Here is a 22,999-nt window from a genome sequence, read left to right on the forward strand (position 1 = left end):
GGGCGCATACCATCCGGCCCCTCCCCTCCCGGGCCGCAGAACGGAGCGCCCCATGGCCGTCATTTCCAAGAAAATTCCCGCCCCCGATCGCGTCGCCATCCGCACGGCGCTGCTGTCCGTGTCCGACAAGGCGGGCATCGTCGATCTCGCCCGCGCACTGGCCGAAAAGGGCGTGCGGCTGCTGTCGACCGGCGGCACGCACAAGGCGCTGAGCGATGCCGGCCTCGCGGTGACCGACGTTTCCGAGGTCACGGGCTTTCCGGAAATCATGGATGGCCGCGTCAAGACGCTGCATCCCGCCGTGCATGGCGGCCTGCTGGCGATCCGCGACGATGCGGAGCATGTCGAGGCGATGAAGGCGCACGGCATCGGCGCGATCGACCTCGCCGTCATCAATCTCTACCCGTTCGAAGAGGTGCGCGCCAAGGGCGGCGATTATCCGACGACCGTCGAGAACATCGATATCGGCGGCCCGGCGATGATCCGCGCGTCCGCCAAGAACCACGCCTATGTGACCATCGTCACCGACCCGGCCGATTATCCTGCCCTCATCGAGGAACTCGCCGACGGTTCGACCTCCTACGCCTTTCGACAGCGTCTCGCGGCCAAGGCCTATGCCCGCACGGCGGCCTATGACGCCGCGATCTCCAACTGGTTTGCCGAAGCGCTCGACATCGCCATGCCGCGCCATCGCGTGCTCGGCGGCGTGCTGAAGGAAGAGATGCGCTACGGCGAGAACCCGCACCAGAAGGCCGGCTTCTACGTCACCGGCGAGAACCGCCCGGGTGTCGCGACGGCGACGCTGTTGCAGGGCAAGCAGCTTTCCTACAACAATATCAACGACACCGACGCCGCCTTCGAGCTCGTTGCCGAGTTCCTGCCGGAAAACGGCCCGGCCTGCGCGATCATCAAGCACGCCAATCCCTGCGGTGTCGCCACCGGCAAGACGCTGAAGGATGCCTATGCAAGGGCGCTCGCCTGCGACCCGGTCTCGGCCTTCGGCGGCATCATCGCGCTCAATTCGACGCTGGATGGCGAGACGGCGGAAGAGATCGTCAAGCTCTTCACCGAGGTCATCATCGCGCCGGATGCGGACGAGAAGGCGCGTGCGGTCATCGCCGGCAAGCCGAACCTTCGCCTGCTGGTGACCGGCGCCCTGCCCGATCCGCGCACGCCCGGCCTGTCCGCCAAGACGGTCTCTGGCGGCCTGCTCGTGCAGAGCCGGGATAACGGTATGGTCGAGGACCTCGAACTGAAGGTCGTCACCAAGCGTGCGCCGACGGCGCAGGAACTGGTGGACATGAAGTTCGCCTTCAAGGTCGCCAAGCACGTCAAGTCGAACGCCGTGGTCTATGCCAAGGACGGCCAGACCGCCGGCATCGGTGCCGGCCAGATGAGCCGCGTCGATTCCGCCCGCATCGCCGGCCTGAAGGCCGAGGACGCCGCCAAGGCGATGGGCCTTGCCGAGCCGCTGACGCGCGGTTCCGCGGTCGCCTCGGAAGCTTTCCTACCCTTCGCCGATGGCCTGCTTTCGGCGATTGCCGCGGGTGCTACGGCCGTCATCCAGCCCGGCGGCTCGATGCGTGATGCGGAAGTGATTGCCGCCGCCGACGAGGCCGGTGTCGCCATGGTCTTCACCGGCATGCGCCACTTCCGGCATTGAGCCGGATTCTTCGCCGGGCTTAAAACGTCGGCGTTAACCGCAACCCCTCCTCCGTCATGCTCGGGCTCGACCCGAGTATCCACCGCCGCGGACGAGACGTGGATCCTCGGCTCAAGGCCGAGGATGACGTTGTGGGTGCGGCAAGGTTGCCATGAAGCTGACGCCCCGCTTGCGGGGCGTTTTGCATTTCAGGCCTTGTTGGCCGGATAGGGCGTGCGCAGCAGGAGCAGGAAGCCGACGACGAGGAAGGCGATGAGCGCCATCATGCCGATGCGGGCGGAGCCGGTCGCGGTCGTGATGAGGGCGACGGAGAGCGGCGCGAGGAAGGACGTGGCGCGGCCGGACAGGGCATAGAGGCCGAAATAGCGGCCCGCCTCGTCCGGATGGATGCTCTGGGCGAGATAGGAGCGGGCGGAGGCCTGCACGGGGCCGAAGGCGACGCCGATCAGCAGGCCGTAGAGGATGTAGGCCTTTTCCGCAGCGGTGGCGAACAGCCCGCCGGAATCGGCGGTCGGCAGCGGGATCAGGCCGAAGAGGGTGAAGCCGGGGCCGGTGGAGACGATGCCGACGGTGGCGATCGTCAGGCAGACGAGGCTCATCACCACGACGGTCTTGGAGCCGAGCCGCTTGTCCAGCCGGCTGGCATAGAGGCAGCCGCCGATTGCCACCACATTGAGAATGATGCCGTAGATGCCGAGTTCGAAGGTCTGCCAGGCGAACATGCCGGCGGCAAAGGTGCCGCCCAGCGCCAAGAGGCCGTTGACGCCGTCCTGGTAGATCATGCGGGCAATGAGGAAACGCAGGATGCCGGGTTTCTTCTTGAGGTCGCGGAGTGTCGCGGAAAGATCGGCGAGGCCGGCGCGCACGGCAGCAGCGATCGGCAATCCTTTCTCCTGGTCCGGCGTGAAGAAGAACATCGGCAGGATGAAGACGAGATACCACAGCGCCGAGATCGGCCCGGTGATGCGGGCATCCTCGCCGGCGGCAGCGTCGAGGCCGAAGAGGGGCGCGATGCCGATTGCCGTCTTGCCGGTCTCGGGATTGGCGGCGAGAAGGGCGACGACGGCGATCAGCACGATCATCCCGCCGAGATAGCCGAGGCCCCAGGCGATGTTGGAGATGCGGCCGGCATCTTCTGGGCGCACGAGGCGCGGCATCATCGAATCGTTGAAGACGATGGAGAATTCCGCCGCGACGGTCGCCAGCACGATCATCGCCATGGCGAACAGCAGGCCCGAGCCCGGTGCGGCATACCAGAGTGCGGCGAGCGACAGGATCTTGATCACCGCAAAGACGGCGATCCAGGGTTTGCGGGCGCCGGAGGCGTCGGCGATCGAGCCCATGATGGGCGCGAGCAGCGCGATCAGGATGCCGGAAAGGGTGAGCGTGTAGCTCCAGGCCGCCTGGCCGGCGGCGTGGTCCTCGGTCAGGCGCGAGACGAGGTAGGGGCCGAAGATGAAGGTGGTGATGACCGTGAAGAAGGGTTGCGCCGCCCAGTCGAACAGCATCCAGCCCGTGATGCCGGCCCGGCTTGTGCGCGGCTCCCGGCTTTCCGTCGCGATCGTCATCGCCCCTCCAATTCGCGGGGGCGACGACTGTGCGCCCATCCGATGCCGGCTAACGGAGCCTTCGCTCCATCAGCCGGCACGGGACTTTGTCACTTCGACCGTGCCTGTGCAAGGTCGCTCAGGATGCCGGCGGCGACGCTCACCTTGGCGAGCGTGGCTTCGCCCGTCTCGGTCAGCGCGGAGAGGTTCGCCGTCACGCGGGCAAGCCGCTCCTTGTCGGCCTGCTGCCAGGTCGCAAGCGGCGCCTTGTCGCCCTTGTGGCCGGTTAGCACGACGCTCGCCAGGTCCCGGCGGGCATTGGCGATGTCGGTGAGGCTGCGCTGCAGGGCGAGCGACTCGTAGAGATCGCCGGTCGGGATGCGGCTTGCCGCGGAAAGCAGCCGGCCGATATTGAGCGCCGCACTGATGCCGGCAAAGGTCTGCGCCGTCTTGCCGAGCGTGTCGCCGGTCGCCGATGCGATCAGCATCACTTCCGGCACGAAGGTCAGCATGGACAGCGTGGCGATCTCCTCCGCCAGGTCCGCCGGCACGCCCTCGTCCTCATAGGCGTGGGCCTTGCGGCGCGCCTCGTCGCCGGCCGCTTCCGAGATCAGCGTCGAGAGCTGCGGGCGCAACTGCTTCAGCGCCTGCTTGAGCTTGTGCACCGCCTGGTCCAGCGGGCCGGACACGGCGCCGGTCGTCAGCAGCAGGCTGGTGACGGTGGCGTAGATGCGGCCGATCTCCTCGTAGAGTTCGTTCTGAACGGCACCCGCCACCAGCGTGTCGAGCGCGTCGACACCGGCATAGAGGGCTGCGAGGCCATAACCATCGCGGGCGATGACGGCGGCCTTCACGGCATCCGCCGGGCCGAAGCCGGTGCCGTCGGTCAGCGCGTTGATGAAGGCCGGGCCGCCGCGGTTGATCACCTCGTTGGCGAGGATCGTCGCGATGATCTCACGCCGCAGGCGATGCGAGCGGATGTCGTCGCCATAGGTCTTCTGCATCTTCGCCGGGAAGTAGCTGATCAGCGTCGGCTCGAAATAGGGCTCGTCCGGCAGGCCGGTATGCACGAGCTCGTCGAACAGCACGAGCTTGGCATAGGAGAGCAGCACGCCGATCTCCGGCCGGGTCAGCGGCTTGCCGGCCTGGTAGCGCTCGGCGACCGTGCGGTCGTCGGGCAGCGTCTCGACCTTGCGGTTGAGCTGGCCGGCGGCCTCGAAGCGGTCCATCAGGCGCGTCAGCGGCGCGCGGTTGGCGGCGCCCTGCTTTTCCGTCAGCGAAATCGCCAGCGATTGCAGGTAGTTGTTGCGCAGCACGAGGTGGCCCACCTCGTCCGTCATCGAGGCGAGCAGCACGTTGCGCTTGGCGCGTGTCAACCGCTCGTCGCGCATGGCGGAGGCGAGCGCGATCTTGATGTTGACCTCGACGTCCGACGAATTCACGCCGGCCGAGTTGTCGATGGCATCCGAGTTGCAGCGCCCGCCCTTCATCGCGAAGGCGATGCGGCCGCGCTGGGTGACGCCGAGGTTCGCGCCCTCGCCGATCACTTTTGCACGAAGATCGTCGGCGACGATGCGGATCGGGTCGTTGGCGCGGTCGCCGACTTCCGCGTCCGTCTCGTTCTGGCCGCGGATATAGGTGCCGATGCCGCCGAACCACATCAGGTCGACCGGCGCTTTCAGGATCGCCGTCATGATCTCGAACGGCGTCGCCTTGGCCTTGTCGATGCCGATGACGGCCATGGCTTCCGCCGTCAGCGTCACGGATTTTTCCGTGCGCGGAATGATCATCGCGCCCTTGGAGAGCACCGAGCGGTCATAGTCCTGCCAGCTGGAGCGCGGCAAAGCGAACATGCGGCGGCGCTCGGCGAAGGACGTATCGGTATCCGGATTCGGATCGATGAAGATGTCGCGGTGGTCGAAAGCGGCCACGAGCCGGATTTTTCGCGAGAGCAGCATGCCGTTGCCGAAGACGTCGCCCGACATGTCGCCGACACCGGCGACGGTGAAGGGCGTCTTCTGGATGTCGATGTTCATCTCGCGGAAGTGACGCTTGACGGTCTCCCAGGCGCCGCGGGCGGTGATGCCCATCTTCTTGTGGTCGTAGCCGGCTGAGCCGCCCGACGCGAAGGCGTCGTCGAGCCAGAAGTCGGCTTCCTGCGCGAGGCCATTGGCCGTGTCGGAGAAGGTTGCCGTGCCCTTGTCGGCGGCAACGACGAAATAGGGGTCATCACCATCGAGGCGGACCGTATCGGCCGGCGGCACGACGTCCTGGCCGACGATGTTGTCGGTGACGGAGAGCAGCGTGCGGATATAGGTCTTGTAGGCCTCGGTGCCCGCCTTGAAGATCGCGTCGCGGCTGCCGCCGGCGGGAAGCTGCTTCGGATAGAAGCCGCCCTTGGCGCCAACCGGCACGATGACCGAGTTCTTGACCTGCTGCGCCTTCACGAGGCCGAGCACTTCCGTGCGGTAGTCCTGTGCGCGGTCCGACCAGCGCAGGCCGCCGCGGGCGACCTTGCCGAAGCGCAGGTGCACGCCTTCCACCTCGGCGCCGTAGACGAAGATCTCGCGGAAGGGCCGCGGCTCCGGCAGGCCGTCCAGCGCCTTCGGATCGAGCTTGATCGCCAGCGTCTTGCGCGGCTTGCCGTCGGAGTCACGCTGGAAATAGTTGGTGCGCAGCGTTGCCTGGATGGCGTTGACGTAGCGGCGCAGAATCCGGTCCTCGTCGAGGCTCGGCACGTTGGCGAGCGCCTCTTCGATCGCCGTGGCGGTCTCGCCGGTCTTCTTCTCGCGCTGGCGATCCGAAAATTTCGGGTCGAGGCGGGTCTTGAACAGGCGGAAGAGGTTGGCGGCGATCGGCGGGTACTTGTTCAGCGTATCGGCGATATAGCCCTGCGAATAGGGAATGCCGGTCTGGCGCAGGTAGCGCGAATAGGTGCGCAGCGCCATGATTTCGCGGGCGGAAATGCCGGCGGTCAGGATGAGGCGGTTCAGCGCGTCGTCGTCCACCTCGCCATGCCAGGCGGCCAGAAACGCTTCCTCCAGCATCGGGCTCAGCTTGTCGAGATTGATCTCGATGCCGTCGCGGTGCTTGAGCTCCATGTCGTGCAGGATGACCCGGCGCTGTTCACCGTCGAAACCGGCGACCGTGAGGTCGTGCGTCTGTTCGCTGACGACGTTGAAACCGAGGTTTTCCAGCAGCGGTACGCGGCGCGACAGCGAAACGGGTTCGCCGGCATGGAAAATCTTCAGCTCGACCGTGCTAAGGTCGGTGTTCCAGGCCTTGCGGTAGAAGGAAATGCGGATCGGGTTGTCCGGCGTCGCCGTCGAAATGAGGGCGAGGTCGGCATGGGCCTCGGCGGGCGTGAAGTCCTCCTGGTAGCCGCGGTCGGTGACGAGGCGCAGGCCATCGCCGCCGGAGAGGGTTTCGAAGCGGTCCGTCCAGCGTGTGGCGATCTCGCGCACGGCCTGTTCCAGCTTCGGCTGCGGAATGCGCGGCGTCTTGCCGCCGGAGCGGCCGATGATGAAGTGCACGCGGGCAAGCCCACCCTCCGGGAAAGCCGGGTAATAGGCGGAGACGCGGCCATCGTAAGCCGACTTCAGATAGTTGCCGATCTTTTCGCGCACGTCGGAATCATATTGTTCGCGCGGCACGTAGACGATGACGGAGACGAAGCGGTCGAAACGGTCGATGCGCGGCAGCACGCGGATGCGCGGCCGGTCGGACAATTCGTTGATCTGCTCGCAGAAGGTGGCGAGAAGGCCGGTGTCGATCTGGAAGAGATCGTCGCGCGGGTAGGATTCCAGCGTGTTGATCAGCATCTTGCCGGAATGGCTCTTCGGGTCGTAGCCGAAATGCTCGACGACATCAGCCACCTTGGAGCGCAGCAGCGGGATCTGGCCGGCGGCATGCGTATAGGCGGTGGAGGTGAAGAGGCCGACGATGCGCAGTTCGCCGATCACCTTGCCCTTCTCGTTGAACCGCTTCAGGCCGATATAATCCATATAGGCGCGGCGGTGCACGAGGGATTTCACATTGGCCTTGGTGACGATCAGGAAGTCCGGACCTTCGAGGAATTCGAGGATTTCCGGCGTCGTCGTCACGGCGTCCTTGCCAAGGCGCAGCACGCGCACGTCGGGATCGGACAGGATGCCGAGGCCTTCGCCGCCGCGCTCCACGGTCGCTTGCTCGCCCTTGCCGGAATAGCTGTATTCCCGCATGCCGAGGAAGGTGAAGTTGTTGCCGCGCAGCCAGGTCATGAAGGCGAGCGCTTCATCCTTGTCGGCCTTGGCCTTGGCGTAGCGCTCCATGTCGGCCATGGCGCTGTCGAGCTTTTCCACCATGGCGGGCCAGTCGTCGACGGCCTGGTGAACCTGGTTCAGCACGGTGTTCACCCGCTCGACGAGCGAGGCGGCTTCGCCCGGTGCCAGTTCCGACAGGTGGATCTCGATATGGCTGACCCGGTGCGACGGGTCGCTTTCCTCATCCGGCGAGAAGAGTTTCGGTGTTTCGCCGGGGTTCACGACGAGGATCGGGTGGACCGCAAGATGGATGTCGCGGTGCGTGCTCGTCACTTCGCCCATCACCGAATCGTAGAGGAACGGCTGGTTGCGGTCGGTGACCGAGAGCACGGAGACGGGCTCGCCCTCCGGGCGAACCTCCGGCAGCGTGGTGACAGTAACGCGCGGCGTGGCACCGTCCCAGGCCTCGATTTCGGCCATGGCATGGGCGGCGGCAACCGCCAGCATCGGGCCGGTATAGAGCTCGATGTCGTCCTTGCTGGCACGCCCGAACAGGATGTCGGGGTTCAGTGTCTTTGCGCCGAGGGCGGCAGCAGCAGCCTTTGCGGCTTCGATGTGTTTTTCTCGTTTCACGTTGGTCCGGGCACCCATGGAATTCTCCCTCGAATCCGATGGCCGGACGTTAGCAGAAGAAAAAATACCTGCGACGAAATTTGTGGAATCGTGAGAAAATTCAATCGATTTTGTCCGGAATAGGTCAGTTACACTGTCGTTTCGCCCAGGAATTCCTGTTTTTTTGACGAAAAGACGTCACAAACCGGTCATGCGGGGCGATCGGCGGTGTCACGCAAGGGGCGAACGGCAGGGCAGGCGTTGACAGGCTTGGACCCCCTTGTCATCACTCGACGGGACGAAAGGGAGCCGGCTTATGAACGAGAGCGACAAGGGCACGGTCATCGTGATTTCGAGCCATGTGGTGCGCGGCACGGTCGGCAACCGCGCCGCCGTCTTCGCGCTCGAGACGCTCGGGCACCCGGTCTGGGCGCTGCCGACGGTCATCCTGCCCTGGCATCCGGGACACGGAAAATCGACCCGCGTGGCGATCTCGGCGGAAGATTTCGACGCGATGATCTCCGACCTTCTGCGCGCGCCCTGGCGCGGCGAGGTGAAGGCGGTGTTGTCGGGTTACCTCGGCAGTGCTGCGCAGGTGGCTTCCGTGGCGCGCCTCGTTTCGGGGCTCAAGGCGGAAAATCCGGACCTTCTCTATATGTGCGATCCGGTCTGCGGCGATGAGAGCGGCCTCTATATCGCGGAAGAAACGGCGGTGGCGATCCGCGACCGGCTGATCCCGCTCGCCTCGATCGCCACGCCCAACCGGTTCGAGCTGGCCTGGCTTTCCGGCGCGCCGCTTGAAACCAATGCGGCGGTGATGGAGGCGGCTTTGTCGCTCGGGCCGTCGCGCATGCTCGTCACCTCTTCGCTGCCGCTGATGGCGGGCAGCACGGGCAATCTGTATCTCTCCGGGCGCAGTGCGCTTCTGGCGGAACACCGCCTCGTGCCCAATCCGCCGAACGGCACCGGCGACCTGCTTTCGGCGATCTTCCTCTCCCGGCTGATGGAAGGCCTGGCGGAAGAACGGGCGCTGATGATGGCGACGGCCAGCGTTTTCGAGATCGTCGCGCGCACCGCCAAGCGCGGTGCCGACGAGCTGACGCTGGAACAGGATGCCGGCAGCATTTCCACGCCCATGGCCATGGTGCACATGCGCCGCCTCCTGCATCCGGCGCAGACCAAACGGCCCTGAATCGTCTTGCGCCATCCCGTGCGGAGTGGTTTATGCACATCCGGATGGGGCCTCATCCGGCAGATCGTTTGCACGGGGGTATTTTGACACCATGAACAGCTTTCCCGACCGTCTTCTGAATGGCTACCGCAATTTCATGTCCGGCCGTTATGCCGAACAGTCGGCGCGCTACCGGGCGCTGGCCGAGACCGGCCAGAAGCCGAAGACGCTGGTGATTGCCTGTTGTGACTCCCGGGCAGCACCCGAGACGATCTTCGATAGCGGACCGGGCGAACTCTTCGTGATCCGCAACGTCGCCAACCTCGTGCCGCCCTATGAGCCGGACGGGCAGTACCACTCGACGTCGGCGGCGCTTGAATTCGCCGTGCAGTCGCTGAAGGTCAGCGACATCGTGGTGATGGGCCATGGCCGCTGCGGCGGCATTTCGGCAGCGCTTGCGCTCGATGCCGAGCCGCTCTCGCCCGGCGACTTCATCGGCAAGTGGATGGGCATGCTGAGGCCCGTCGCCGAACAGATCCAAGGCGCCGAACTCCTGACGCAAGCGGAACGCCAGCGCGCGCTCGAGCGCGTCTCGATCCGCAACTCGCTCGCCAATCTCAGAACCTTCCCCTGCGTGCGCATCCTGGAAGAAAAGGGCCGCCTCCAGCTGCACGGCTCGTGGTTCGACATTTCGACCGGCGAACTCTGGATCATGGACGCCAAGACCGGCGATTTCGTGCGCCCCGGCACGTAAAGAAAAACCCGGCCTGGTTTCCCGCCGGGTTCTAACTTGCCGATAGCTTCACCTCATTCTCCAACGTCATCCTCGGGCTTGACCCGAGGATCCACGCGGCACCCGCGGCTGGACGGTCGGGTCAAGCCCGACCATGACAAAAGAGAGGGAACCGGCGATTATTCGCCGTCGATTTCCGCGCCGATGATGGCGATTGCGCGCTGGTACACGCTGGCCGCGTTCCAGCCCTGCAGGGCGCCGAAATTGCCCTGGCCCGGCTGGTAGCCGCCGCCGGCGCTCCAGCCATGGCCGCGCAGGAAGTTTGCGGTGGAAGCGAGCGCGTCGGCCTTCGAGCCGACGAGGTCGATGCGGCCGTTGCCGTCGCCGTCGACGGCGTATTTCAGCACGTTCGCCGGCAGGAACTGCGTCTGGCCGATTTCGCCATGCGCAGCACCGCGTGCGGACGTCGAGAGAATGCCCTTCTGGACGAGCTGCATCGTGGCGTTGAGCTGATTGGTGAAATATTCCGAACGACGGCAGTCATAGGCGAGCGTCGCCACGGCCGAGATCGTGTGTTCCTTGCCGAGGAAGCCGCCGAAGCCGGTTTCCATGCCCCAGATGGCCAAGAGCGGGCCGGCCGGCACACCGTAGCGGCCCTCGATGCGCTCGAACAGCGCCGCGTTCTGCTTCTTCAGGCCCTTGCCGCGGCGGATGATCGCCTGGCCGCCACGCTTCTGCATGAACTGTTCGAGGGAGAGTTTGAAACTCTTCTGGCCGCGGTCGGCGCGGATCGTCGCGCGGGCATAGCTGACATTGGCGAATGCCTTGTCCAGCGTGGCGCGGTTGATGCCGCGGCCGGCGGCCTCGTCCTTGTATGCCTCTACCCAGGCCGGAAAACCGCCTGCATCGTTGCCGCACTTGGCAGCTTCAGCCGCCGCCGGCACCGCTGCCGTGGCGATCATTGCGGCCAGCACCTTGGCCACGCTCCGTGTCATGCCCATGAAAAACCCCGTGATCTAAGTCAAATTCCGCTGCGGGAGCATGCCATGCCCCGCCGTTCCTGTCATCGCACCTTGCCGTGAAGCCGTTCCGGCCTGTCCGCCGGCATGGTTCAAAGCAAAGTCCCGATCGTTCTCAAACGGAACAACCGGGACTTTTATTTAAAATTGGTTACCGGAACGTTGCCACATTTGCCAGAAACGCGGAAACACTCCAATTTTACCGTCCGCTCCCGTGATCAGGCAGCCTGCTTCTTCGCCTTGATCAGGCCGCGGGCGACGAGCAGTTCCGCGATCTGGATGGCGTTGAGCGCGGCGCCCTTGCGCAGGTTGTCAGAAACGACCCAGATGTTGAGGCCGTTTTCGACGGTCGCGTCCTCGCGGATGCGCGAGATGTAGGTGGCGTCTTCACCGGCCGATTCGTACGGGGTGATGTAGCCGCCGTTCTCGTGCTTGTCGATGACCTGGCAACCCGGCGCCTCGCGCAGGATCTCGCGGGCCTCGTCCGCCGTGATCTCGTTTTCGAACTCGATGTTGACCGATTCGGAATGGCCGATGAAGACGGGCACGCGCACGGCCGTGCAGGTCACCTTGATCTTCGGGTCGAGGATCTTCTTGGTCTCGGCCAGAACCTTCCACTCTTCCTTCGTGTAGCCGTCTTCCATGAACGAATCGATGTGCGGAATGACGTTGAAGGCGATGCGCTTGGTGAACTTCTTTGATTCGACCGGATCGGCGACGAAGACGGCGCGGGTCTGCTGGAAGAGCTCGTCCATGCCTTCCTTGCCGGCGCCCGAGACGGACTGGTAGGTCGAGACGACGACGCGCTTGATCGTGGCGCGGTCATGCAGCGGCTTCAGCGCGACGACGAGCTGGGCGGTCGAGCAATTGGGGTTCGCGATGATGTTCTTGCGGGTGAACATCGTGATCGCGTCGGGGTTCACTTCCGGAACGACGAGCGGAACGTCGGCGTCGTAGCGCCAGGCCGAGGAATTGTCGATGACGACGCAGCCCTTGGCGCCGATCTTCGGCGAATACTTCTGGGACACCGTGCCGCCAGCCGACATCAGGCAAATATCCGTGTCGGAGAAGTCGTAGTTTTCCAGGTTCTGGACCTTCAGCGTCTTGTCGCCGAAGGAGACTTCGGTGCCGAGCGAACGGCTGGAAGCAAGGGCGACGACTTCGTCGGCCGGGAAGCCGCGCTCGGCCAGGATGTTCAGCATTTCACGGCCGACATTGCCGGTCGCGCCGGCGATTGCGATCTTGAAACCCATACTCATGCTCTCTTTCTCTGTCTCTCCGCGGGTTCTGGAGGGAAACCCGCCGGCCTCGACGCGGGTTTCGGTCCCCGGCCATACCGGGGAGAGAGCGGTGGGCCAGAGACGTCAGACGGTTTTCGTCGTCGTTTTGGCCGTTGTTTTGGAAATGGATGCGCAATGGCGAACCCGTCCGGCGTTGAAGGCCGGATCGATCATGCTGGCGATGGTGAGACCAAGGCGGGACATGGCGGTTCCTTTGCGTGGGTGCTGAATACGCTCATCTCACGAAGAGTCAAGCCTTGCGCATGCGCAAAGCGGCGCTTCGGCGAAGACGTCTCATCTTCGACCAAAGTCGTACACCCAAAGTCATAAGCCCAAAGCAGCGCTGCTGTCACAGTTCTTTTTCTGCCATCCTTCCAATCAGGCGCACCCTGTCCTGGGTTTTAAGGGAGAAACTCCGGACGATCATGGGCTGCCCGATACGCCGTTTTTGTGGAGGACAATGAAATGGCAAATGTTTCGACAGTGGGCGCGGCCAAATCGACGCCCATGACCGGCGAGCAGAAGAAGGTGATCTTCGCCTCTTCGCTCGGCACAGTCTTCGAGTGGTATGATTTCTATCTTTACGGTTCACTGGCGATCTATATCGGCGCCACCTTCTTCAGCCAGTATCCGGAAACGACGCGCAACATCTTCGCGCTTCTGGCCTTTGCTGCGGGCTTCCTCGTGCGTCCGTTCGGCGCGCTGGTGTTCGGCCGCCTCGGCGACCTCGTCGGCCGCAAATATACCTTCCTCGTCACCATCCTGATCATGGGCTTCTCGACCTTCGTGGTCGGCCTTTTGCCCGGTGCCGCCACCATCGGCATCGCCGCTCCGATCATCCTGATCATCCTGCGCATGCTCCAGGGCCTGGCGCTCGGTGGTGAATATGGCGGTGCCGCGACCTACGTCGCCGAGCACGCCCCGGACGGCAAGCGCGGTTATTTCACCTCGTGGATCCAGACGACGGCGACGCTCGGCCTGTTCCTCTCGCTGGTGGTCATCCTGCTGGTGCAGTTCATTCTCGGCAAGGAAGCCTTTGCCGAATGGGGCTGGCGCATTCCGTTCCTGCTTTCGGCCATCCTGCTCGGCGTTTCCGTCTGGATCCGCCTGAAGATGAACGAATCGCCGGCCTTTGCGAAGATGAAGGAAGAAGGCAAGGGCTCCAAGGCACCGCTGACGGAAGCCTTCGGCCAGTGGCGCAACGCCAAGATCGCGCTGCTCGCGCTTTTCGGCGCCGTCGTCGGCCAGGCCGTCGTCTGGTATTCCGGCCAGTTCTACGCGCTGTTCTTCCTGACCGGCGTGCTGAAGGTGGACGGCCAGTCGGCCAATATCATGGTCGCCTGCTCGCTGCTCATCGGCACCGGCTTCTTCGTGCTGTTCGGCTGGCTGTCGGACAAGATCGGCCGCAAGCCGATCATCATGGCCGGCCTGCTGCTCGCCATGCTCACCTACTTCCCTCTGTTCAAGGCCATGACCTGGGCCGGCAACCCGGCGCTCGCTCAGGCGCAGGAATCGATCCGCGCGACGGTCACCGCCGCCCCGGGCGACTGCAAGTTCCAGTTCAACCCGACGGGCACGGCGAAGTTCACCACCTCGTGCGATATCGCGACGTCGTTCCTGACCCGCAACTCGGTGCCCTATGACGTCGTCACCACGGCGGCTGCCGGCACGGCTGCGACCGTCCAGATCGGCGACAAGACGATCAACAGCTACGACGCCATCGCTTCGGCCGACCAGGCCAAGGCGCTCGACGCCGCCTTCCAGAAGGAAACCAACCTTGCCCTGCAGGCCGGTGGTTACCCGCTGGTGCGCGGTGCGATCAAGGTGCCGGACTCCAAGCTGGATGCTTTCGTCGCGGCAAACCCGGAACTCGCACTCGACGCCGCTGCCATCCGCGCTGGCGAGAAGGCGACGACGCCGGCTGCCGATCTCGTCACCGCCAAGCTGCTGACGGCCGAAGAAGCCGCCGGCGTCACTGAGATGGCGGTCTACACGGTCGACAAGGGTGGTGCCTTCACCATGGTTGCCGATCCGGCAAACGTGAACTGGATCATGACCATCGCCGTGCTGACGGTCCTCGTGATCTACGTCACGATGGTTTACGGCCCGATCGCCGCCCTGCTGGTCGAACTCTTCCCGACCCGCATCCGCTACACCGGCATGTCGCTGCCTTACCATATCGGCAACGGCTGGTTCGGCGGCCTGCTTCCGGCAACGGCCTTCGCGATGAGCGCTGCCCAGGGCGATATCTACTATGGCCTCTGGTATCCGATCGTGTTCGCCGGCATCACGCTGGTCATCGGTCTCCTGTTCCTGCCGGAAACCAAGGACCGCGACATCCACGCCATGGATTGATCTCCCCCTTCCGATTGTTCATGGCGGACCCGGCTCGTGGCAACACGGGCCGGGTTCTTTATTGGGGCTTGGGCGGCAACAAGGCTTTCGGCAGCGGCCAGCCGTGCTCGTTGAAGCGGAAGAGCCATTCCCTGCGGGCGAAGACGAAAGCGGTGGCGACGGCGGTCCAGAGGCCGAGCAGCAGGCCGGCGGCGACGTCGCTTGGATAATGCGCGCCGACGATGACGCGGGAGATGCCGATCATCAGCGCGCCGACGAGGAAGAGCGGCCGCAGCCGCGGCGCGAGCATGGAAAAGGCGCCAAAGAACGAGCCGACGGCGGCAGAATGGCCGGACGGGAAGCTCGCATAGAGATTGTCATAGGCGAAGGGCGTCAGGCTGTAGGCGCCGAGTTCGGAGAAGAGTTCCGGCCGCGCGCGCCCGACGATCAGCTTGAAGAGATGCACCAGCGCGCTCGTCGCGCCGATCGTCACGAGGAAATAGAGCGACAGCCGCCGCGCCGTGCGGGCGCGACCCGCCAGCGTCTCGTTGCGGCTGACCCGGTGCACGATATAGGCGAGGATGACGACCAGGCCCGAGCCATAGATCATCCAGCTGAACGTGCCGAAATCGGTGATGCGCTCGTTGAAGGTGACGACGCCGCCCGGAAGGCCCTGGGCGCGCTGTGAAAGGAGCGGATCGAAGGGCACGAGGGCGACAACGAGCAGCACGGTGGTGGCGAGGATCCAGAGCGAGGAGGTCGCAAACGATCGGTTCATGGTCATCCTTTGAAAACAGCGTCGCTTCCATGTGTTGGCGGAACCCGGCATTTCAAGGGAGCGCAAACGAAAAAGGCTCCCGAAGCGCCTGCGCCGGGAGCCTTTTCAGCGAAGATATCAGTCTCAGGCCGAGAGCTTCTTGAACGCTTCGAGGATGGCGTCGCCCATCTCGGTCGTGCCGACCTGGCGGCTGCCTTCTGACATGATGTCGCCGGTGCGCACACCGCTGTCGAGCACATCGGCGATCGCCTTTTCGAGGTTGTCGGCTTCCGCGACCATGTTGAACGAGTAGCGCAGGCACATGGCGAAGGAGGCGATCATGGCGATCGGGTTGGCGATGCCCTTGCCGGCAATGTCCGGTGCCGAGCCGTGCACGGGCTCGTAGAGCGCCTTGCGCTGGCCCTTGGCATCCGGCGCGCCGAGCGAGGCGGACGGCAGCATGCCGAGCGAGCCCGTCAGCATGGCGGCGACGTCGGAGAGCATGTCGCCGAACAGGTTGTCGGTGACGATGACGTCGAACTGTTTTGGCGCGCGCACGAGCTGCATGCCGCCGGCATCGGCCAGCATGTGCTCCAGCTGCACGTCGGAATAGGCGCGCTTGTGCGTCTCGGTCACAACCTGGTTCCAAAGCACGCCGGACTTCATGACGTTGCGCTTTTCCATCGAGCAGACGCGGTTGCCGCGCGTGCGGGCGAGTTCGAAGGCGACGCCGGCGATGCGCTCGATCTCGTAGGTGTCGTAGACCTGCGTGTCGATGCCGCGCTTCTGGCCGTTGCCGAGATCGATGATCTCCTTCGGCTCACCGAAATAGACGCCACCGGTGAGTTCGCGCACGATGAGGATGTCGAGGCCCTCGACGAGTTCGGCCTTCAGCGAGGAGGCATTGGCGAGCGCCGGGTAGCAGATCGCCGGGCGCAGGTTCGCGAAAAGCTTTAGGTCCTTGCGCAGGCGCAGCAGGCCGGCTTCCGGGCGGACTTCATAAGGAACGTCATCCCACTTGGGGCCGCCGACGGCGCCGAACAGCACGGCATCCGCCGCAAGCGCCTTCTCCATGTCGCATTCCGAGATCGCCGCGCCATGGGCGTCGTAAGCCGAGCCGCCGACGAGGCCTTCGTCGGTCTCAAAACCGGCGCCGAGTTCGGCGTTCATATAGGCGATGATCTTGCGGACTTCCGCCATGGCTTCCGGGCCGATGCCGTCGCCGGGCAGGAGAAGGAGGGTACGCGCTGTCATGGCATTTTCCTTGATGTCATGGAATGGTCGCGCGCTTCTTAGCGCAACTTCCGTTCAAGGAAAATCGCCGGGGCGAAAGATTTTTGCGCGGGCGTTTCAGTTTTGCCGGAGCGCCGTGACTTCGATTTCGATCAGCATTTCCGGCCGGATCAGGTCGCAGACGATCATGGTGGCGGCAGGGCGGATCCGACCGAAGGTCTCGCCGAGGATCGGAAAGACGCGGTCGGCGAAGGCGGCGTCGGTCACGTAATAGTGGCAGCGCACGATATCGGCGAAGGAGAAGCCGGCCTCCTCCAGAACCTCGCCAATCGTGGCGAGGCAGCGGCGCGTCTGCTCTTCGACGCTCTCGGGCATGGTCATGGTGGTGTAGTCATAGCCGGTCGTGCCGGAGACGAAGCACCAGTCACCCTGGACGACGGCGCGCGAATAGCCGGCCTTCACCTCGAACGGCGAGCCGGACGAGATCAGCCGGCGCATCGTCTCAGGCCCAGGGCCGCGAGGAGGCGGTCTGCTTTTCGTAGCTGTCGATCGAGGTCGCCTTTTCCAGCGTCAGGCCGATGTCGTCGAGGCCGTTCAGCAGGCAGTGGCGGCGGAAGGCGTCGATGTCGAAGGTGATGCGGCCGCCGTCGGGACCGGTGATTTCCTGGGCTTCCAGATCGACGGTCAGGATGGCGTTCGAGCCGCGGCTCGCATCGTCCATCAGCTTGTCGAGGTCGTCCTGGCTGACGACGATCGGCAGGATGCCGTTCTTGAAACAGTTGTTGTAGAAGATGTCGGCGAAGCTCGTCGAGATGACACAGCGGATGCCGAAGTCGAGCAGCGCCCACGGCGCGTGTTCGCGCGAGGAGCCGCAGCCGAAATTGTCGCCGGCGACGAGGATCGTGGCGTTCTGGTAGGCGGGCTTGTTCAGCACGAAATCTTCGTTGACGCTGCCGTCTTCATGAAAGCGCGCTTCGGCGAAGAGGCCCTTGCCGAGGCCGGTGCGCTTGATGGTCTTCAGGTAGTCCTTGGGAATGATCATGTCCGTGTCGATATTGACAACGGGAAGCGGCGCGGCGACGCCGGTCAGCTTGACGAACTTTTCCATGCGGAGACCCTCGGAATACGGTGATGTCGGTTTCGCCAAGCGTTTAGATCAGTTTTCCCGGAATTTGAAGGAGAATCTTCCGAACGGCCGGGCGACCAGACGCAAAAGCCGGGCGCGGTCTGCGCCCGGTGCCTCTTGAAGGAGGGGATGCGGCCTAGAGATCGATGATCGTGCCGCGGCCGTCGTTCCAGATGCGCGGTTCGCGCTGGCCAGGCGCAGCGCGATCGTTGCGCGCGCGGGCCGTTGCCCGAACCGGACGGGGCTGGAGCTTGCCTGCGAGCATGCTGCCGAGCATCAGCACGGCGACGATGCCGGCGATGGCAAGGCCGAGCGAGGCGGCGAACAGGAAGGTCGCGCCGGCGATCAGCATGGTGAGGACGGTGAAGACGATGGAGCGTATGCGCTGCATGGGATTTTGCCCTTTCTGTAGAGAAGAATGTGGGGGTCGATTTTGTCCATTGCAAGGCCGAAACCGGTAGTGCTTGCCGGCTGCGACAAAGCGCGGCAAAAAGGACGGATGAACAGGACACCGCACCACCATCCGCTCGCTCTCCGCCGCTCGGTGCTGAGCGTTCCCGCTATAAACACTCGGGCGCTCGCCAAGTCCGCGACGCTCGACTGCGACACGATCATCTTCGACCTCGAGGATTCCGTGCTGCCGGAGAAGAAGGCGGAGGCGCGGGCCGCCCTCGTCGCCCATTTCCAGGGCCTCGACCGGTCTGGGGCTCACGAACATGTCATCCGGATCAATCCGCTCGACGGATCGGACGGCGCGCTCGACCTCGAAGCGGTGCTGGACTGCATGCCGGATGCTTTGCTGTTGTCGAAGGTTTCGGCGCCGCAGGACGTGCTCACCGTCGCCGACTGGCTGTCCGAGGCGGGTGCCGACGAGGGGCCGCGGCTCTGGGCGATGGTCGAGACGGCCGCCGGCCTGCTCAACCTTGCCGAAATCGCCGAGACGGGCCGCACCCATGGCGGCCGGCTCGACTGCCTTATCGTCGGCCTCAACGACCTGCGCAAGGAAACCGGCATTGCCGATATTCCCGGCCGCCCCTTCCTCGTGCCGCTGCTGCTTCAGGTCGTGGTGGCGGCGCGCGCTTCGGGGCTCGACGTCATCGACGCGGTCTTCAACGATTTTTCCGATACGGACGGCCTTGAAGCGGAAGCCCGGCAGGGCCGCCAGATGGGGTTCGACGGCAAGATGCTGATCCACCCGACCCAGATCGCCATCGCCAACGAGGCTTTTGGCGTGACGGAGGCGGAAGCCGCCGAGGCGCTGGCCATTGTCGCGGCCTTCGACGCGCCGGAAAATGCCGGCAAGGCCGTCGTCGAGCTCGCCGGCCGCATGGTCGAGAAACTCCATGCCGAACAGGCCGGGCGCGTGCTCGCCAAGGCCGACCTGATCAACGAGAGAAAGAAGAAAGCATGAAAGTCTACCGCTTCCTGACCGGCCCCGACGATGCCGCGTTCTGCCACAAGGTGACGCTGGCGCTGAACAAGGGCTGGGACCTGCACGGCTCGCCGACCTATGCCTACAATGCTGAAACGAAGCTGATGCAGTGCGGCCAGGCCGTGGTGAAGGACGTGCCGGGCAAGGAATACACGCCGGACATCAAGCTTTCGGAGCAGTAAGCGCGAAACAAAACGCGGCGCCGCCACTCCCCCACCTCTACTCCGTCATGGTCGGTCTTGACCCGACCATCCATGGCCAGGGTGCCGTGTGGATCCTCGGGTCGAGCCCGAGGATGACGTCGTGGGTGGGGCGCCGTCGGTCGATAAACGTCGTCAGCCTCAGCCCGCCGCGATCTCGGCGCTGGCCTCGATGCGTTCCATGTCGTCGTCCGACAGGCCGAAATGGTGGCCGATCTCGTGGATGAGGACGTGGGTGATGATGTCGCCCAGCGTTTCCTCGTTCTCTGCCCAGTAATCGAGGATCGGACGGCGGTAGAGGGTGATGCGGTTGGGCATTTCGCCGGTCTCGACGGTGAAGCGTTCGCTGATGCCGCGCCCTTCGAACAGGCCGAGCAGGTCGAAGGGTGTTTCGAGCGCCATGTCCTCGAAGACGTCGTCGCTCGGGAACTCGGCGATCTCGATGATGAGATTGCCGGTCAGCGCGCGGAACTCTTCCGGCAGGTGGCCATAGGCTTCGAGCGCCAGCGATTCGAACGCGCTGATCGTCGGGGCGTGGCGCGTCCGCCAATCATCGGTCTGGTCTATGCGGGCCATGGGCTCTCCTTTGCCCGTCATATAGACGATTTCCAGCGTTTTTCGAGGGTCGAATTTGCATGCCCCGCCTGCATCCTATGCGTAAATGGGGCGGTTCGCGCGACGATTCGACGTTTGGGCCGGCAGGGGACGGAATCGGAGGGTTTCGGGAAAATCTGGGTCGAAAGCGACTTTTGCAATAAAATGTGATCGGTCAGTTTGCCGCACCGTTCGAAGCGTTTTTGGCATGTCACCGAACTGTAACCCTCTGAAAAGACGATATTTATAATCAAGTTTAGAATGACTCTAAATTCATGAGTCAGCAAGGCTGACCTGTTCATTCTTGACAGCAAAGGTCGCCTTTTGCTTAATGCCGGAAACTCAGTGCTTTGCGTATGACAGGCAAGACGAAATGCTGGTTTGCAGCTGCAACTTCATAACCGATAGTGAAATTGTCGACGTGATCAACGAGCTCCTCGACGAGGACTGTTGGCAGCTCATCGTGCCTGCAAAAGTCTATCACGCGATGCAGAAGCGGGGCCGCTGTTGCGGCTGTTTCCCCAACGTCGTCGACATCATCATCCGCACAACCGAGCAGTACCACGCCGGCCGCCACTCGACGGACGACGAGATATTTGATTTCATGATCCGCCTCAAACAATTCCATGAAGAAAACAGGAGAGCGGACCTTGAAAGGCGACAAAAAAGTCATCGAGCAGCTTAACGAAGCGCTCTATCTCGAGCTGGGTGCTGTCAACCAGTACTGGCTCCACTACCGCCTTCTGGAGGACTGGGGTTACACGCTTCTCGCCAAGAAGGAGCGTGCCGAGTCGATCGAAGAGATGCAGCATGCCGACAAGCTCGTCGCCCGCATCATCTTCCTCGAAGGCCACCCCAACCTCCAGACCGTCGCACCGCTTCGCATTGGCCAGAACGTCAAGGAAGTGCTGGAAGCCGACCTCGCCGGCGAATACGACGCCCGCAAGGCCTACAAGAAGTCGCGCGACATCTGTCATGACGCCGGTGACTACGTCACCATGAAGCTCTTCGAAGAGCTGCTGATCGACGAGGAAGGCCATATCGACTTCCTCGAAACCCAGATCGACCTTCTGAAGAAGCTCGGCGAGGAAAAATACGGCCAGCTCAACGCCGCACCGGCAAACGAAGCCGAATAAGGGCGCATCCGCGCCATCCGGAATGGAAAATCCCCGGCCTTGCCGGGGATTTTTGTTTGCTTGCCAGAATGCCGCAAACCTCTCTCTCGTCATGCTCGGGCTTGACCCGAGCATCCACGCCTCTTGGCGAAAAATGGATCCTCGGCTCAAGGCCGAGGATGACGTCGAGGATGGGGCGAGTTTGTTTCAGGGCGCCAGGTGCGTGAAGGCGGCGACGACCTCTTCGTAGACCTTGCGCTTGAAGGGCACGATGAGCCCCGGCAGGTCCTGCATCGCCTTCCATTCCCAGGCGTCGAATTCAGGCTCGTGGCCGCCCGGCGGCGGGTTGATGGCGATCTCGCTTTCGTCGCCCTCGAAGCGGAAGGCGTACCAGCGCTGCGTCTGGCCGCGATATTTGCCCTTGAGGCCGATGCCGATCAGCTGGGCCGGCAGGTCGTAGTTGATCCAGCGCCCGGCATCGGCGAGGAGCGAGACGCTCTTCATGCCGGTTTCCTCGTAAAGTTCGCGGTGGGCGGCGGCCAGCGGGTCCTCGTCCTTGTCGATGCCGCCTTGCGGCATCTGCCAGAGCTGCGGCGAACCGTCATATTCGGAATTGCCGACGGGAATCCGCCGGCCGGCCCAGACCTTGCTGTCCGCGTTCAGCACCATGATGCCGACACAGGGGCGGTAGGGCAGGTCCTCGGCCCGAACCACCTTGTCCTTATCCTTGCCCATCGAAACTTCCTATTTTTTGGCGGGAACGGCTGCAAGCGACGCGACGCCGACGATCTCGATGCCGCGGCCCTGCGCTTCCTCGCACCATTCGCGGATCGCGTCCACACTTTCATCGAAGGCCGAGGCCATGCCGATCGCCGTGCCATTGCGCCGCGCGATGCGCTCCAGCTCGTCGAGTTTCTTCAGCACCGCATCGCGGGAAAGGTCGGCGTCAAGCTGGAGGTCGGCGAAGGCATGCGGCGCCTCGACGGCACCGGCGATCGTTCCCGACAGCGACTGCGCGGAGCTGCCGTCGTCGAGGAAGAGCAGGCCACGGCTGGAAACATCGCGGATCACCGGCTCCAGCGCATCGGCATCGGAAAGGAAGCGCCCGCCCATGAAATTGACGATGCCGGTATAGTTGGTGATCTGCGCCATGGCGCGGTGCAGTTCGGCAAGGTTCTGCGTCTCGCCGAGATCGGTGCGCAGCGTGTAGAGGCCGGGATCGTTCTGCGGATAGTCGAAGGGTTCCAGGGGCATCTGCAGCAGGATCTCGTGGCCGTTGCGGCGCGCCTCCTGCATCCAGCGCGGCAGGCTGTTGCCGCTCGCGGCAAAGGCCAGCGTCACCTCGCCGGGCAGCTCGCGGATCGCGCGCTGCGTACCCGTCTGGCTGAGGCCGAGCCCGCCGACGACGATGGCGATGCGCGTGCCGCGCGCGCCGGACCATGGCCGGGCGTATTGGTCCATCGGCCGCGTGCCGTCGAGGCCGATGACCGGAATCTTGCCATCGGAGGTCTCTTCCAGCAGGTCTTCGTTCGGGAAGGCGGCGGAGCGCGCATCCTGGCCGATGCGATTGGCCTCGATGATGAGCGGGCCGGTGCCGTCGCGTGCGCCCGGCGTGTATTTGCGCACGACATTGCCGTCGTCGGTCAATGTCTCCTCGACGCGCACGCCGGAAAGGCCGGTCGTCCGGGGCACGCCGTCCTTCGCCTCGGCCGTCTTCTGGTCGGGCCTGGTATCAGTCGTCGTCTCGGAGGAGAGTTCTTCCGCGGGCGCGGTGCGCAGGCCCGTCGGCGCGAGCGCGGTCCAGCCGGAAAAGCCGAGCATGCCGGCGATCGCCACGGCAAACACGACATTGCCGGCGGAGAACCGCGACGGTCCTGCCGGTCCTGGCCTTGCCTTGCGGTCCTGGCCGAGAGGTGCGTGAATGTCTGTGCCCAAGGTCAGT

20 protein-coding genes are annotated in these 22,999 nt (G+C 64.1%); 8 read left to right on the plus strand and 12 right to left on the minus strand.

Going from position 1 to position 22,999, the window contains the following annotated elements; all coding sequences use genetic code 11:
* Positions 1–52 precede the first annotated feature (52 nt).
* Positions 53–1,663, plus strand: a complete 1,611-nt coding sequence (gene purH / locus AC1RWL_RS16665; protein WP_493095563.1) for a bifunctional phosphoribosylaminoimidazolecarboxamide formyltransferase/IMP cyclohydrolase — start codon at positions 53–55, stop codon at positions 1,661–1,663.
* Positions 1,664–1,851: 188 nt separating this feature from the next.
* Here purH and AC1RWL_RS16670 read toward each other — a convergent pair whose 3' ends face one another.
* Both AC1RWL_RS16670 and AC1RWL_RS16675 read right to left on the minus strand, forming a co-directional pair.
* The gene (locus AC1RWL_RS16670) at positions 1,852–3,231 is read right to left on the minus strand and encodes an MFS transporter (protein ID WP_256120479.1); all 1,380 of its coding nucleotides are present in this window, start codon (positions 3,229–3,231) and stop codon (positions 1,852–1,854) included.
* 89 nt (positions 3,232–3,320) lie between these two features.
* On the minus strand, positions 3,321–8,102 hold the full coding sequence (locus AC1RWL_RS16675; protein WP_493095562.1) for an NAD-glutamate dehydrogenase: 4,782 nt from the start codon (positions 8,100–8,102) through the stop codon (positions 3,321–3,323).
* A gap of 277 nt (positions 8,103–8,379) precedes the next feature.
* On the opposite strand from AC1RWL_RS16675, the gene pdxY reads away from it, so the two are divergent.
* Together pdxY and AC1RWL_RS16685 are read left to right on the plus strand one after the other, a co-directional pair.
* Positions 8,380–9,255 carry a pyridoxal kinase PdxY gene (gene pdxY / locus AC1RWL_RS16680; protein WP_256120481.1) on the plus strand — a complete coding sequence of 292 codons (876 nt, stop codon included), beginning with the start codon at positions 8,380–8,382 and terminating at the stop codon, positions 9,253–9,255.
* Positions 9,256–9,346: 91 nt separating this feature from the next.
* Positions 9,347–9,988, plus strand: coding sequence for a carbonic anhydrase (locus tag AC1RWL_RS16685; protein ID WP_439618588.1), 642 nt, complete (start codon positions 9,347–9,349; stop codon positions 9,986–9,988).
* Positions 9,989–10,146: 158 nt separating this feature from the next.
* On the opposite strand, the gene AC1RWL_RS16690 is transcribed toward AC1RWL_RS16685, so the two are convergent.
* Both AC1RWL_RS16690 and AC1RWL_RS16695 read right to left on the minus strand, forming a co-directional pair.
* Complete coding sequence (locus tag AC1RWL_RS16690) at positions 10,147–10,968, minus strand: lytic murein transglycosylase (protein WP_256120483.1); 822 nt, start codon at positions 10,966–10,968, stop codon at positions 10,147–10,149.
* Between the two features lie 236 nt (positions 10,969–11,204).
* Complete coding sequence (locus AC1RWL_RS16695; protein WP_435269002.1) at positions 11,205–12,239, minus strand: aspartate-semialdehyde dehydrogenase; 1,035 nt, start codon at positions 12,237–12,239, stop codon at positions 11,205–11,207.
* A 492-nt stretch (positions 12,240–12,731) separates the two neighbouring features.
* Here AC1RWL_RS16695 and AC1RWL_RS16700 point away from each other — a divergent pair, with 492 nt between their 5' ends.
* Positions 12,732–14,621, plus strand: a complete 1,890-nt coding sequence (locus tag AC1RWL_RS16700) for an MFS transporter (protein WP_439626315.1) — start codon at positions 12,732–12,734, stop codon at positions 14,619–14,621.
* Positions 14,622–14,679: 58 nt separating this feature from the next.
* On the opposite strand, the gene AC1RWL_RS16705 is transcribed toward AC1RWL_RS16700, so the two are convergent.
* From AC1RWL_RS16705 to AC1RWL_RS16725, 5 genes are all read right to left on the minus strand, one after another.
* Positions 14,680–15,378 (minus strand): phosphatase PAP2 family protein, encoded by a 699-nt coding sequence (locus AC1RWL_RS16705; protein ID WP_493095561.1) that lies wholly within the window; start codon positions 15,376–15,378, stop codon positions 14,680–14,682.
* 123 nt (positions 15,379–15,501) lie between these two features.
* Entirely contained in the window at positions 15,502–16,611 is a 1,110-nt protein-coding gene (gene leuB / locus AC1RWL_RS16710) for a 3-isopropylmalate dehydrogenase (RefSeq protein WP_493095560.1), read from the minus strand.
* 96 nt (positions 16,612–16,707) lie between these two features.
* On the minus strand, positions 16,708–17,088 hold the full coding sequence (locus AC1RWL_RS16715) for a RidA family protein (protein ID WP_493095559.1): 381 nt from the start codon (positions 17,086–17,088) through the stop codon (positions 16,708–16,710).
* A 4-nt stretch (positions 17,089–17,092) separates the two neighbouring features.
* Positions 17,093–17,698 carry a 3-isopropylmalate dehydratase small subunit gene (leuD, locus tag AC1RWL_RS16720; RefSeq protein WP_256120488.1) on the minus strand — a complete coding sequence of 202 codons (606 nt, stop codon included), beginning with the start codon at positions 17,696–17,698 and terminating at the stop codon, positions 17,093–17,095.
* A gap of 154 nt (positions 17,699–17,852) precedes the next feature.
* A complete protein-coding gene (locus AC1RWL_RS16725) occupies positions 17,853–18,107 on the minus strand; it encodes a hypothetical protein (RefSeq protein ID WP_256120489.1) in 255 nt (84 codons plus the stop codon).
* Positions 18,108–18,215: 108 nt separating this feature from the next.
* On the opposite strand from AC1RWL_RS16725, the gene AC1RWL_RS16730 reads away from it, so the two are divergent.
* Positions 18,216–19,127: an HpcH/HpaI aldolase/citrate lyase family protein gene (locus AC1RWL_RS16730; protein ID WP_493095558.1), complete on the plus strand. Its 912-nt coding sequence runs from the start codon at positions 18,216–18,218 to the stop codon at positions 19,125–19,127.
* The gene (locus tag AC1RWL_RS16735; protein WP_256120491.1) at positions 19,124–19,330 is read left to right on the plus strand and encodes a DUF1737 domain-containing protein; all 207 of its coding nucleotides are present in this window, start codon (positions 19,124–19,126) and stop codon (positions 19,328–19,330) included. Before AC1RWL_RS16730 ends, AC1RWL_RS16735 begins: the two co-directional genes overlap by 4 nt.
* Before the next feature lie 159 nt (positions 19,331–19,489).
* Here the strand turns inward: AC1RWL_RS16735 and AC1RWL_RS16740 are convergent, their stop codons facing one another.
* Positions 19,490–19,924, minus strand: coding sequence for a metallopeptidase family protein (locus AC1RWL_RS16740; protein ID WP_069061576.1), 435 nt, complete (start codon positions 19,922–19,924; stop codon positions 19,490–19,492).
* A 349-nt stretch (positions 19,925–20,273) separates the two neighbouring features.
* Between AC1RWL_RS16740 and AC1RWL_RS16745 the strand changes: the two genes are divergently transcribed.
* Together AC1RWL_RS16745 and bfr are read left to right on the plus strand one after the other, a co-directional pair.
* Positions 20,274–20,627 carry a (2Fe-2S)-binding protein gene (locus tag AC1RWL_RS16745; protein WP_256120525.1) on the plus strand — a complete coding sequence of 118 codons (354 nt, stop codon included), beginning with the start codon at positions 20,274–20,276 and terminating at the stop codon, positions 20,625–20,627.
* Positions 20,593–21,078 (plus strand): bacterioferritin, encoded by a 486-nt coding sequence (gene bfr, locus AC1RWL_RS16750; protein ID WP_256120492.1) that lies wholly within the window; start codon positions 20,593–20,595, stop codon positions 21,076–21,078. The genes AC1RWL_RS16745 and bfr overlap by 35 nt, the downstream gene beginning before the upstream one ends.
* 186 nt (positions 21,079–21,264) lie before the next feature.
* Here bfr and AC1RWL_RS16755 read toward each other — a convergent pair whose 3' ends face one another.
* Both AC1RWL_RS16755 and AC1RWL_RS16760 read right to left on the minus strand, forming a co-directional pair.
* A complete protein-coding gene (locus AC1RWL_RS16755; RefSeq protein WP_493095557.1) occupies positions 21,265–21,792 on the minus strand; it encodes an RNA pyrophosphohydrolase in 528 nt (175 codons plus the stop codon).
* A gap of 9 nt (positions 21,793–21,801) precedes the next feature.
* On the minus strand, positions 21,802–22,992 hold the full coding sequence (locus AC1RWL_RS16760; protein ID WP_493095556.1) for a divergent polysaccharide deacetylase family protein: 1,191 nt from the start codon (positions 22,990–22,992) through the stop codon (positions 21,802–21,804).
* Between the last annotated feature and the right edge of the window lie 7 nt (positions 22,993–22,999).

It is taken from the genome of Shinella sp. GW821-FHT10F02 (assembly GCF_058809275.1).